This is a genomic window from Chryseobacterium sp. YIM B08800, from assembly GCF_026163565.1.
Classification (GTDB): Bacteria; Bacteroidota; Bacteroidia; order Flavobacteriales; family Weeksellaceae; genus Chryseobacterium.
Window position 1 is genome coordinate 34,929 of record NZ_JAPDKN010000040.1, and the last position, 12,677, is coordinate 47,605.

Annotated in this window: 10 protein-coding genes and 1 pseudogene; 9 read left to right on the plus strand and 2 right to left on the minus strand. The window is 33.9% G+C overall.

The annotated features are described in order from the left end of the window. The first annotated feature begins 19 nt into the window (after nt 1–19). The 7 genes and pseudogenes from OEW74_RS14890 to OEW74_RS14920 all read left to right on the plus strand — a co-directional run bounded on the left by OEW74_RS14890 (nt 20) and on the right by OEW74_RS14920 (nt 9,184). Complete coding sequence (locus tag OEW74_RS14890) at nt 20–1,687, plus strand: peptide MFS transporter (RefSeq protein ID WP_265429223.1); 1,668 nt, start codon at nt 20–22, stop codon at nt 1,685–1,687. A gap of 132 nt (nt 1,688–1,819) precedes the next feature. Then, nucleotides 1,820–3,214, plus strand: a complete 1,395-nt coding sequence (locus OEW74_RS14895) for a peptide MFS transporter (protein ID WP_265429224.1) — start codon at nt 1,820–1,822, stop codon at nt 3,212–3,214. A gap of 66 nt (nt 3,215–3,280) precedes the next feature. Beyond that, a complete protein-coding gene (locus tag OEW74_RS14900; protein WP_265429225.1) occupies nt 3,281–4,276 on the plus strand; it encodes a PDDEXK nuclease domain-containing protein in 996 nt (331 codons plus the stop codon). A gap of 37 nt (nt 4,277–4,313) precedes the next feature. Then, nucleotides 4,314–5,825: a peptide MFS transporter gene (locus tag OEW74_RS14905; protein ID WP_265429226.1), complete on the plus strand. Its 1,512-nt coding sequence runs from the start codon at nt 4,314–4,316 to the stop codon at nt 5,823–5,825. A gap of 20 nt (nt 5,826–5,845) precedes the next feature. Continuing rightward, entirely contained in the window at nt 5,846–6,379 is a 534-nt protein-coding gene (locus OEW74_RS14910; protein WP_265429227.1) for a thioredoxin family protein, read from the plus strand. 124 nt (nt 6,380–6,503) lie between these two features. Further along, nucleotides 6,504–8,594 (plus strand): annotated as a pseudogene (gene recG / locus OEW74_RS14915) (ATP-dependent DNA helicase RecG); the annotation flags it as partial. A gap of 23 nt (nt 8,595–8,617) precedes the next feature. Next, entirely contained in the window at nt 8,618–9,184 is a 567-nt protein-coding gene (locus OEW74_RS14920; protein WP_265429228.1) for a hypothetical protein, read from the plus strand. 3 nt (nt 9,185–9,187) lie between these two features. On the opposite strand, the gene OEW74_RS14925 is transcribed toward OEW74_RS14920, so the two are convergent. Together OEW74_RS14925 and dapA are read right to left on the minus strand one after the other, a co-directional pair. Next, the gene (locus OEW74_RS14925) at nt 9,188–9,685 is read right to left on the minus strand and encodes a GNAT family N-acetyltransferase (RefSeq protein WP_265429229.1); all 498 of its coding nucleotides are present in this window, start codon (nt 9,683–9,685) and stop codon (nt 9,188–9,190) included. 307 nt (nt 9,686–9,992) lie between these two features. Next, on the minus strand, nt 9,993–10,865 hold the full coding sequence (gene dapA / locus OEW74_RS14930; protein WP_265429230.1) for a 4-hydroxy-tetrahydrodipicolinate synthase: 873 nt from the start codon (nt 10,863–10,865) through the stop codon (nt 9,993–9,995). Between the two features lie 106 nt (nt 10,866–10,971). Here dapA and OEW74_RS14935 point away from each other — a divergent pair, with 106 nt between their 5' ends. Both OEW74_RS14935 and OEW74_RS14940 read left to right on the plus strand, forming a co-directional pair. Continuing rightward, nucleotides 10,972–11,727 (plus strand): 5'-nucleotidase C-terminal domain-containing protein, encoded by a 756-nt coding sequence (locus tag OEW74_RS14935; protein WP_265429231.1) that lies wholly within the window; start codon nt 10,972–10,974, stop codon nt 11,725–11,727. Then, nucleotides 11,727–12,677 carry a bifunctional metallophosphatase/5'-nucleotidase gene (locus OEW74_RS14940; protein ID WP_265429232.1) on the plus strand — a complete coding sequence of 317 codons (951 nt, stop codon included), beginning with the start codon at nt 11,727–11,729 and terminating at the stop codon, nt 12,675–12,677. The genes OEW74_RS14935 and OEW74_RS14940 overlap by 1 nt, the downstream gene beginning before the upstream one ends.

Here is a 12,677-nt window from a genome sequence, read left to right on the forward strand (position 1 = left end):
AATTGTAAAAATCTTATACATGAAAACCAAACATCCTAAAGGACTTCCCTATCTATTTTTCACAGAAATGTGGGAGCGTTTCGGCTATTATTTAATCCTCGGAATTTTTGTGCTGTACATGATCGACAGCGAAAAAGGCGGATTGGCTTTTGACGATAAAAGCGCTGATGATATTTTCGGAACTTTTATCGCACTGACTTATTTAACGCCATTTTTGGGTGGATTTTTAGCCGACAGAGTTTTAGGATACATCAAAGCAATCTACATTGGCGGATTCTTGATGGGACTGGGTTATCTCGGAATTGGTTTTTTTAAAGAACTCCCTCTATTTTATGCTTCATTAGCTTTAATTATCATCGGAAACGGATTTTTTAAACCAAGTATTTCTACATTGTTAGGAAATTTATACAACGAAGAACCTTACAAAGCCAATAAAGATGCAGGATACAATATTTTCTATATGGGAATCAACATTGGTGCTTTTGTCTGTAATATTATTGCTGCTTTCATGCGTAACAAATACGGATGGGGACCAGCTTTCATGACCGCCGGAGTAGGAATGTTTGTAGGACTTTTGGTTTTCACCATCGGAAGACAGCATATTCTTCAGGCAAATGTTTTGAAACCTGCACAAGAAGGAGATACTAAAATTTCTGATGTTTTGGTGAAAGTATTTTTACCTGCAGTAATTTTCGGATTGATTGGTTGGTTTTTACCTGGCTATATTTTTGGAAGCAATATTTTCGGAAGCAACAGTACAGACGCATTTATTTTTGCGTGTATTCCTGTGATTTATTTTTACGTCATGCTTTATGTAAAAGCAAATGCAGAAGACAAAAAACCAATTGGTGCATTATTGGCAATTTTTGCGGTAAGCTTAATGTTTTGGGCTGTTTTCAAGCAAAACGGAACCGCTTTGACTCGTTGGGCAAATTTTTACACAGAAAGAACCGTTCCTGCAGCTATAGAAAAACCTTTAGAATCAATTTTCTTAGTTGACAAAAAAGACTATCTTGACAAAGAAGTTTCTGTGTATGACGACCAATATCAGGTAAAAAAAGACAAAGACGGCAAAGCTTTAAAGGAGCAAGGAAAAGATATTTATTTCAGAAATATTTCTGAAGCAGACAAGGCAAAACTGGAAGCCAATCCTTCACAAACAGTAAATCTTTACAATACAGAATTGTTCCAGTCGATTAATCCGGGTTGGGTAATTCTATTGACTCCTGTTGTCGTTGCATTCTTCATGATGCTTCGCAGAAAAGGAAAAGAACCGAGTACTCCTTCAAAAATTGTTTTAGGATTATTTATCTCCGCACTATCATGTTTGGTAATGGTTGGAGCTGTTTATGCCGGACAAAACGGTTTAGTAAAAGTATCTGCTTTATGGTTGGTTGCAGCTTATGGAGTAATTACAGTCGGAGAACTTTGTCTTTCGCCGATGGGATTATCTTTGGTTTCAAAACTTTCGCCACCAAGATTAACAGCTTTGATGATGGGTGGATTTTTCCTTTCAACATCAATCGGAAACAAACTTTCTGGGGTTTTAGCGAGCTTCTGGTACGACTATGACAATAAAGCTAATTTCTTCATTGTAAATTTCGGATTATTGCTTTTAGCTACTTTACTGGGACTTTCAATATTAAAAAGACTTAATAAAATCATGAAAGAAAAGGGTGTAAATTAATCCCCCGAAATAAGAAATAAATAGCCGTAGACGATTCTGCGGCTTTTTTATTTTAAAAATAGAATTAAAACCTTGCCAAAAACCCAAAAAAAACTATATTTGTGGGTCTTAACAGAAATTTAACAATCAAATATGGATACAGTACAGAAGAAAGGACATCCTAAAGGTTTGTACCTTTTGTTCTTCACCGAGATGTGGGAGCGTTTTTCTTATTACGGAATGCGTGCAATTTTGATCCTTTATTTAACTAAGAAATTAATTGAAGGAGGATTAGGAATGGATGAGCAGAATGCAACCTTATTATATGGTTACTTCACCGGTCTTGTTTATTTTACACCGCTTATCGGAGGTTGGCTTGCCGATAAATTTTTAGGAAAACGTTTGGCAATTACAATCGGTGGTATCACCATGATGATTGGACAGTTTGTATTATTCGGAATGAATACCACAACCGGACTTTACATCGGTTTAGCCTTACTAATCATCGGAAATGGTTTCTTTAAACCTAATATTTCTACTTTAGTGGGTGGTTTATATGCAGATGGCGACGACAGAAGAGATTCTGCATTCTCTATTTTCTACATGGGAATCAACTTAGGAGCTTTAATTGCGCCTTTCATTATCGGATATTTTACAGATAACCTTTTTGCAACAACCAATGCAGACGGTTCTATTGCTTATGGATATAGATACGGTTTCCTTACAGCGGGAATCGGAATGTTTTTAGGTCAGGTTGTATTTAATATTTTTGCTCAAAAATATTTGGGAGATTTGGGTAGAAAACCTGTAAAAACAACAGGAACTGAAGATAAAGTAACTACTGAAGGACAATCTATCAACCCAGTAACAGGAAAAGCTTTAACTAAACCTGAAGAAGGACAAAGAATTACAGTAATCTTTATTTTATTCTTATTTGCGGTATTCTTTTGGGCTGGTTTCGAACAGGCAGGATCTTCTCTATCTTTATATACAGATAAATTTATCAATAGAAATGTTTTCGGATTTGAAATTCCAACATCTTGGTTTCAGTCGGTTAACCCTATTTTCATTGTAACATTAGCGCCATTATTTGCAATATTCTGGAGTTCTAAATTGGGTAAAAAACTTTCTACTCCTGTAAAAATGGGTGTTGGTATGATTATCTTAGGTCTTGGTTTCTGGTTTATGCTTGGAGCTGTTGCAGAACGTAATGCAAACGGAGACATTGCTGATATTGCAAACAAAGCAGGAATTATGTGGTTGATTATGACTTATTTACTACACACTATTGGTGAACTTTGTCTTTCGCCGGTAGGTTTATCAGTTGTTACAAAATTATCTCCACCAAAATTAGCTTCAATCTTGATGGCAGTTTGGATGTTGGCTTCATCAATCGCTAACTTCATCGGAGGATTCTTAGCTTCAATTGTAGAAACTTTGGGAGCAGGGCAAGTATTTACATACATTTCAGGATTTGTTATTGCTTGTGGATTATTGCTTCTTTTACTAAGCAAATTCATCAGCAAAATGATGCATGGCGTAAAATAAAAAGTATTTTCAAAATAATAATTAAAACCTCTGATTTTTTCAGAGGTTTTTTTTTACATTCGTAAGATGGAAGTTTCTGAAGATTCTTTGTTTCAATCCATAAAGGAAATTATTAATCAATCGCGCGAAAAAGTTTTTCGTATTGCGAATTCTACTCTATTATTAACTTACTGGCAAATCGGACAATTAATTGTTGAAGACGAACAAAAAGGAAAAGAAAGAGCGGAATATGGAAAATATACTTTAAAAAACCTTTCAAAAAAACTCACTTTAGAATTTGGGAAGGGATTTGATTATACAAATCTTTCCAATATGAGAAAGTTTTATCAGGCTTTCCCAATTGTTGACGCATTGCGTCAACAATTGAGCTGGACACATTATAGATTGTTAATAAGGTTAGATAATTCAGATAAAATGAATTATTATATTAATGAATCAATCCAAAATAACTGGAACTATCGGGATTTAAAAAGACAAATCAATTCTCTTGCTTACGAAAGAGTTTTACAGCATAAAAAATCCTCACACGAAACCATTCATAGTGTTTTAAAAGATCCTTATATTTTTGAGTTTTTAGGGATAAAATCTGACGAAAAAATTTCAGAAAAAGAAATTGAAACCAGAATTATCGACCATATTCAAAAATTTCTTTTAGAATTTGGGAAAGGTTTCGCTTTTGTAGCAAGACAACAACATATCTGCACAGACACTTCAGATTTTTACATAGATTTAGTTTTCTATAATTACATTCTGAAATGCTTCGTTATTATTGATTTAAAAACAGGAGAACTTTCACATCAAGACATTGGTCAAATCGATATGTACGTAAGAATGTATGATGATCTTAAACGAGGCGAAGACGACAATCCAACTATCGGAATTCTTTTATGTTCCGAAAAAGACGAAACTATTGTAAAATATTCTGTTTTAAATGACAAAAACAATCTATTTGCAAGCAAATATTTATTGTACCTTCCGAAAGAAGAAGAATTAAAACAAATTATTGATCAAGACAGAATTCGTTTTGAGCTTGATGAGGAAGACAAAAAACAACAATCTTAATCGATTTCAAAATTATATACTCTAATTACTTTCTATTATGAACTTAACGCTCGACGAGATACAAAATTTCAAAGGAAAATATCCAAAGCAAATATGGTCACTCTTTTTTTCCGAAATGTGGGAACGCTTCTGCTTTTACGGAATGCGTGGAATGTTGGTTTTCTTTATGATTTCACAACTTAATTTCCATGAAAAAGAAGCCAATCTTCAATATGGAGCAACACAGGCTTTCGTTTATGCTTTCACTTTCGTGGGTGGGCTTTTCGCAGATAAAATATTAGGATTCAGAAAATCTCTTTTTTGGGGCGGGCTTTTAATGATTATCGGAAGTTTAATTTTAGCTACAGATCCCCATAAATTTTTCTTTTTAGGAATTGCATTTACCGTTGTGGGAACAGGTTTTTTTAAACCAAATATTTCTTCAATGGTTGGTCAGCTTTACAAACCAAATGACTCGAGAGCTGATGCAGGATTTTCGCTTTTTTATGCAGGAATTAACTTAGGAGCTTTACTTGGTGGATATTTATGTATTGCCATCGGAAAAGGAGAATTACTTTCCCATTTAATACCAGAAGGTTTGCATTGGAATGTTGCTTTCGGATTAGCTGCAATTGTAATGGTGATCAGTTTAATCAATTTCATATTTACCCAGAGAAGTTTAGGAACAATAGGTCTTCAGCCAGGACATCCTGATCATGAAGCAAAATCAGCTCCAATGCCCAAATGGAAAGAATATGGAGTGTATATTTTATCATTGATATTCATTCCAATCATTATGACCATGGTTTCCGTTCCGGAATACACCGATTATTTTATGTGGACAGTGGGACCTTTAACGTTAATTTATCTATTTTTTGAAATGAGCAAAGTAACAGCTACCGAAAGAAAAAAACTTTTCGCGGCCTTAATTTTCATTCTGTTTTCAATTTTATTCTGGGGGATCTACGAGCAAAGTGGAGGTTCATTAAGTATTTTTGCTGCTAAAAATTTAAATAAAGATCTATTCGGTTTAGACCCAAATGGTGTAAACAATTCCGGAGGAGCATTTTTCATTATTTTCCTTGCACCATTACTTGGGTTATTATGGATCTGGATGAGCAAAAGAAAAATAGAGCCCAACACAATTATTAAATTCGGGTTAGGATTTGTATTTTTAGGATTAGGCTATTACGTTTTATTTGCGACCAGATTGTTTGCGGATTTACAGGGAATTACTTCTTTAAACTTCTTTACATTAGCTTTACTAGTAATCACCTTGGGTGAATTATGCCTCTCACCTATCGGGTTATCAATTATGACGAAACTTTCCACCAAAAATCTCCAGGGAATGATGATGGGAATGTGGTTTCTTGCTTCAGCTTATGGTCAATATGTTGCTGGAATTATTGGCGCAGGTTTAGCGGATGCAAAAGAAGGCTCAACAAACTATGACGCATTAATTACATACACAGAAGGTTACAAACAACTAGGATTATATGCCGTAATTGCCGGTGTGGTATTAATTTTGATATCTCCGTGGGTGAAAAAACTCATGCAGGAAGTCCGTTAACAATTTAAATCACAAATAAGATGAAAAAAATATTTGCATTGATCTTCGTTATTCACTCTGTTTTTGCCTTTTCCCAAGTAAAATGGATGACGATTGAAGAAGCATTAAATGCACAGAAAACACAGCCTAAAAAAATCATCATCGATTTTTATGCAGATTGGTGTGGCCCGTGTAAAATCATGGATAAAAAAACGTATGGAAATCCCATAATTTATGAGTTTTTAAATGAAAATTATTATCCCGTTAAATTTAATTCTGAAGATAAAAATACCATAGAAATCTACGGTCGAAAATTCTCTAATGAAAACACTTCTCACAAAAAAGGAAGAAATTCGCTTCACGAATTCACGCAGTTTATGAATGTAAATGCAGTTCCAAGTACAGTTTTTCTAGATGAAAATGGAAAACCTATTACAATGTTGCAAGGCGAATTGTCTGCAAAAGAATTAGAACCTTATCTTGAGTTTATCTCGAATGATCTGTACAAAAAAGTAAAAACCAAGCAAGATTGGGAAGATTATCAGAAAAAATTCAGATCTAAAATAAAAGATTAATCGTTTTAAAACATATAATTAAGGCTTCCGTTTTTTGGAAGTCTTTTTTATTTTACCGAAATTCGAGCTTTTATTTTTTCATTCAAAACACGGATAAAAAACTCGAAGCACACATCACGAAACTCGGAAAATGACTTTAGAAACCCCCATAGAATATGTAAAAGGAATCGGTCCTGAGCGAGCCAAACTCATTAAAAATGTGTTGGGAATTTCTATTGTGGAAGATCTTCTCAACTTCTACCCGATCCGGTATTTAGATAAAAATAAAGTTTACAAAGTAAACGCACTTCAGGAAAGCAATCTTGAAATTCAGCTGAAAGGAAAAATTTCCAATGTGCAGGAAATCCTCACCGGAAAAGTAAAAAGGCTGACCGCAAAATTTAATGACGACACCGGAAGTATGGATCTGGTTTGGTTTCAATATTCGAAATGGCTGAAAGAACAACTTCCTGTCAACCGCGAAGTTTTTATTTTCGGAAAGATCAATGCGTTTAACAATCAGTTTTCGATGCCGCATCCGGAAATTGAACTTGATGAGAACAAAGAAAAAGACAACAGATTAAGACCTATTTATCCAAGTTCTGAAAAGCTAACGAAAAGAGGTTTAAATCAAAAATTCTTTCAGGTAATTCTGAGAAATATCTGCAAAGAGATTCCTAATCTTATTCAGGAAAATCTTTCGGAATCTATAATGAGTTCGATGAAGTTTTTATCGAGGCAACAGACTTTTTTAAACATTCATTTTCCAAAAAATTTAGATTATTTTGAAAAGGCAAATCAGCGTTTAAAGTTTGAAGAATCATTTTTCTTTCAGCTAGGATATGCTTTAAAAAAGCTTCATCATAAAACACAATCTGTAGGAAATCCGTTTCCGATTGTTGGTGATCATTTTACCGGATTTTACGAAAAACATCTTCCATTTGAACTCACCGGAGCTCAAAAAAGAGTTTTAAAGGAAATCCGAATGGACATGAAAAAGCCGATTCAGATGAACCGACTTTTGCAGGGAGATGTAGGTTCAGGAAAAACGATGGTCGCTTTATTAACAATGTTGATCGCCTTAGACAATGGTTTTCAGAGCTGTCTGATGGCTCCGACGGAAATTCTGGCACAGCAACATTACAACGGAATTAAAGATCTATTAAAAGACACAGAAATTAAAGTCAGCCTTTTGACGGGTTCGGTAAAAGCTTCTGCGAGAAAGGTTATTCACCATGAATTAGAAAATGGTGAGCTGTCGATTTTGGTAGGAACTCATGCTGTTTTGGAAGACAAAGTAAAATTTAAAAACCTCGGATTGGCAATTATCGACGAGCAACACCGATTTGGGGTCGCTCAAAGAGCGAAACTGTGGGCTAAAAATAAAATTCCGCCTCATATTTTGGTGATGACCGCAACTCCGATTCCGAGAACTTTAGCAATGAGCTTTTATTCGGATCTCGACGTTTCTGTGATTGATGAAATGCCGGTTGGGAGAAAAGCGATCATTACCGCTCATCGAAGAGAAAAAGACAGAACTTATGTTTATCATTTCTGTCATGAAGAAATACGAAAAGGCAGACAGATTTACTTTGTTTATCCGTTGATTGAAGAATCTGAAACTTTAGATTATAAAAATCTGATGGAAGGTTTAGAGCATATTATGGACAACTTTTCGAATTATGAGGTAACGATGCTTCACGGGAAAATGAAACCCGATGAAAAAGATGCCGCGATGAATTATTTTGCCTCAGGAAAGTCACAAATTATGGTCGCAACAACCGTAATTGAAGTTGGTGTAAATGTTCCAAATGCTTCAGTTATGGTAATTGAAAGTGCTGAAAGATTTGGTCTTTCACAGCTTCACCAACTTCGTGGAAGAGTTGGAAGAGGAGCCGAACAGAGCTACTGTATTTTGATGACCTCCGATAAAATGTCTGCCGAAAGCCGAACAAGAATCAGAACGATGACCGAAACCAATGATGGTTTTAAAATTTCTGAGGTCGATATGCAATTGCGTGGTCCAGGTGATATTTTGGGAACTCAGCAAAGCGGTGTCGTTGATTTTAAAAGACTCGATCTGGTGAATGATGCACCAATCATTAAAACCACAAAAAAAATGGTTGATAAAATATTGGAAGCAGATCCGCATTTATCAGGAACTGATCATCAGATCATTAAATATTATTATATCCAAAATTATAAAGGGAAAAATAAGTGGAGTAAGATTTCGTAATTTAAACCAAAAAATCATCCATGATGAAGCAAATATTTTCAACCGCCCTTTTCTTTATTCTAGCAATAAATACTAATGCTCAAAACAAAAATATTATTTCTGAAATTGAAAAAAAAGTTTTGGATATAAATAATGACGAGAGCTTAACGATCTATAAAGTTCCTTCGGATAAAATTGCTAAGGTTAAGAAATATGGACAAGATGAAAATATTGATGTTTTCAAAAAGGGAGACCAGACAGTCAAAATCGTAGATTATTCAAAGGATAATGTAGGCGGTTACCAACAATTCATCATATATCTGCAAAATGAAAAACCAATATTCATTGAAACAGAAAGCAAAACAATCATAAAAGCAAGACCCGTAGATTTCAAAAAAATTGAAATCTCTGAGTCTGTAGAAAAATCAAAGATATTTGTAATAAATTGGGATAAAGATTTTTTTGATTATCTATTTTGGGATAAGAAAACCAATGTATACAAACAACCTGAAGAAGAACATAAAAATTCGATACTTTCCTCCAAAAAAGATGATGTTATAAGAGTTTTAAAGTTGAGCCAATTTACAACGAAAAACATTTTTGAAGAATAAGAATTACAGAACAAATTCCATCAAATAATCGTCCATCACATACCCATTTCCAATATCAAAAACACCTTCATCATATACTTTATAGCCTTGAGATTCGTAGAATTTCTTCGCTGAATTATGCTTATTGACATTCAGAATAATTCTATTATCTCCACTTTCTAACGTTTTTTTATTTAAAAACTCAAGCGTTTTTTTGCCTAAACCTTTTCCTTTGCTTTCAGGAACCAAATAAATTCGGTGAAGCTTGGTTGTGTTTTCTTCGTAATGATTTTCAAAACCAATAAATCCGTCATATTCATTGGAGTTTTCATCAAAAACAAGATAATAATGATAATCAGTATTTTTCAGATGAGTTGAAATTTCAGATTGAGAATACATTGTGCTTAACATGTATTCCATCTGCTCAATAGATAAAATTTCTGCATAGGCATTTTCCCAAGATCTTTTGGCTAGATCCTGAATTAAAAGGATATTTTCTTCTGTTGCTTTGATTAATTTCATTAGTAATAAGATTGTGTTTGACACATAAGTCACAAAGATTTAAATTAGTCTTGAAAATATTTCAGAACACATGAGAGAGAGAAAATCAAAGATTTTCAAAACTAAGGTGCTCTAAACTGTTTTCAAACATGGTAACTAAAAACTAATGTGACTCATGTGTTAAAAATTTTAGATTAAAAAAGTGAAAAGCATTATACTTTTCACTCTTATTATCGCAAAGTTTGTCATTTCGTAGGAATCTAAGCTAGATTGTAAAGATGCTTTCAGCATGACAAACAGAGCGTAAATTTTGATATTTAATAAAATATTATATTTTCGCCATTTCAGCTTTTATTTTCGCATAAAGCCCTTCTGAAGCAGGAACCAATGGAAGTCTCAAATAATTTTTGATCAATCCTTTTTCTGCCAAAACAACTTTAATTCCGCAAGGGTTTCCTTCTGCAAAAATCAGTCTTGTGATCTCCACTAATTTATTGTGAATTTCATAAGCTTCATCCACTTTTTTATCAAAAGCTAGCTGAACCATTGTAGAAAATTCTTTTGGATAACCTTGCCCGATTACAGAAATTACACCATTTCCACCAGCTAAAGTTACAGGAAGTGTATATTCATCATCACCAGAAACCAAATTAAAACCTTCAGGTTTTTTTCTCAAAATATCAAAATACTGAAGAATATTTGGTGCAGCTTCTTTAATTAAGAATAAATTCGGGAATTCATTTGCCAAACGCAAAGTAGTTTCAGCTTCTACATTTTGTCCAGTTCTTGAAGGAACGTTATAAATGATAATATTCTTTCCGGTAGAAGCCAACATTTTATAATGCTGATAAAGCCCTTCCTGATTAGGTTTATTATAATAAGGAGACACCGATAAAACAGCCGTAAAATCTGATAAATCAGTTTCTTCGATTTGCTGTTTGACTTCAAGAGTATTGTTTCCGCCAATTCCTAAAACCAAAGGAAGACGTTTATTATTCACCTTAATGATGTGCTCAACTACCTGTTTCTTCTCGTCTGAAGAAAGTGTAGCAGCTTCAGCTGTAGTTCCCAATACTACCAAATAGTTGGTTCCGTTTTCGATGTTGTACTCAACAAGTTTTGTCAAACTTTCGAAATCTACGGATAAATCTTCATTAAAGGGTGTTACCAAAGCAACACCTACTCCTTTTAAAATGCTCATCTGTTCGAATTATTTTCCCCAAATTTAATCAATTCATACAAGAATTTACAATATTTAATCCTATTTTATTATACATATAATTATATTTGCATATACTAAAGATATTATGCAAAATAAATTCTTATTGCTAGGAATTGCCTTGTTATCACTTACAGCCTGTAAAACGACACCGTTACAGGTTGCCAATGTGCAGACACAGAAGAACATTTCTATTAATAAAGAGCTGAAGGACGATGAAGGTTTTGCGAAATTTATCGAGCCTTACACTCTGAAACTTAACAAAGAGATGAACCAAAAAATCTCTTATACCCAAGTAAATCTTACCAAGGAAGGAGACAACAGTAATTTGGGAAACCTTTTAGCTGACTACACTTTTGACGGAGCAGATGTTTGGACAAAAGCCAATCTTAATAAAAACGTAGATGCTGCCTTAATCAATATCGGCGGAATTCGTACTACGATTGGAAAAGGAGACATTCTTCTGAAAAATGTTTTCGAAGTTATGCCTTTTGAAAATGAAGTCATCATTGTAAAAATGAAAGGTTCAGATTTGCAGGGATTGTTTGATTACTATGCAAAAACGCAGGTAAATAATCCGGTTTCTCATTTATATATAGAAACCAACAACGGACAATTAACCAAAACTTTAATCAACGGAAAAGAGGTAAATCCGAATCAGGATTATTATATTGCAACGTCTGATTATCTGGCTTTGGGAGGTGATAATATGAAATTTTTCAGCAAAGGAGAATCAATTCCTACAGGAATGAAATTGAGAGATTTATTTATTGATTATTTTAAGAAAAATGCTGAAATCAATCCGAAGGAAGATATTCGTTTAAATTTTATTGGGAAGAAATAATGAATAGAAAGAGTTTTTTAAAAACAATAGGTGGCGGAACTTTAGCAATGTCTTTAGCTCCCAATTTGATGATGGCGGAAGAATTGAGTTTAAATTCATTCAAATCTGCTCACAAATTAACGATTCTTCATACCAACGATCAACACAGCAGAATTGAACCTTTTGACGAAAGCTATACCAAAAATCCTAATCAGGGTGGTTTTGCGAGAAGAGCAAGTTTAATACAAAAAATAAGAAGCGAAGAAAGCAATCTTTTGTTGCTGGATTCTGGTGATATTTTTCAGGGAACACCGTATTTTAACTTTTTCGGAGGTGAACTGGAGTTTAAACTGATGTCGATGATGAAATATGATGCATCAACGATGGGAAATCATGATTTCGACAATGGTTTAGATGGTTTTCTAAAGGTTTTGCCTAATGCAGAGTTTCCATTTATCTGTTCGAATTATGATTTTAAAAACACAATTCTCGACGGAAAAACTTCGCAGTATAAAATATTCAACAAAAACGGCATCAAAGTCGGAATTTTCGGGGTAGGCATTCAGTTGGATGGTTTGGTTGGGAAGAAACAGTACGGAGAAACCATTTGGTCTGATCCTATTGATGTGGCGCAACATTATTCTAATTTTCTAAAAAATGAGAAAAAATGCGACCTTGTGATTTGTCTTTCTCACATCGGATATGATTACAAAGATGAACCCGAAAAAATAAGTGATAAAATTTTAGCCTCAAAAACAGAAAATATTGACTTAATTTTGGGAGGTCACACTCATACTTTTCTACCGGAACCTCAAACCTTTAAAAACAGACAGGGGAAAAACGTGTTGGTAAACCAAGTAGGTTGGGCAGGTCTTCTTTTAGGCAGAATAGATTTCTTTTTTGATTCAAACAAAAATATAAAACAGATTTCCTGGAATAATCAGGCAATCGACAGCAGCATAACAGTATAA

Excerpts from the sequence above, each read along its gene's own strand:
- OEW74_RS14890 (WP_265429223.1), top strand. The coding sequence starts at position 20 with ATGAAAACCAAACATCCTAAAGGACTTCCCTATCTATTTTTCACAGAA.
- OEW74_RS14895 (WP_265429224.1), top strand. The coding sequence starts at position 1,820 with ATGGATACAGTACAGAAGAAAGGACATCCTAAAGGTTTGTACCTTTTG.
- OEW74_RS14900 (WP_265429225.1), top strand. The coding sequence starts at position 3,281 with ATGGAAGTTTCTGAAGATTCTTTGTTTCAATCCATAAAGGAAATTATT.
- OEW74_RS14905 (WP_265429226.1), top strand. The coding sequence starts at position 4,314 with ATGAACTTAACGCTCGACGAGATACAAAATTTCAAAGGAAAATATCCA.
- OEW74_RS14910 (WP_265429227.1), top strand. The coding sequence starts at position 5,846 with ATGAAAAAAATATTTGCATTGATCTTCGTTATTCACTCTGTTTTTGCC.
- OEW74_RS14920 (WP_265429228.1), top strand. The coding sequence starts at position 8,618 with ATGAAGCAAATATTTTCAACCGCCCTTTTCTTTATTCTAGCAATAAAT.
- OEW74_RS14925 (WP_265429229.1), bottom strand. The coding sequence starts at position 9,685 with ATGAAATTAATCAAAGCAACAGAAGAAAATATCCTTTTAATTCAGGAT.
- dapA (WP_265429230.1), bottom strand. The coding sequence starts at position 10,865 with ATGAGCATTTTAAAAGGAGTAGGTGTTGCTTTGGTAACACCCTTTAAT.
- OEW74_RS14935 (WP_265429231.1), top strand. The coding sequence starts at position 10,972 with ATGCAAAATAAATTCTTATTGCTAGGAATTGCCTTGTTATCACTTACA.
- OEW74_RS14940 (WP_265429232.1), top strand. The coding sequence starts at position 11,727 with ATGAATAGAAAGAGTTTTTTAAAAACAATAGGTGGCGGAACTTTAGCA.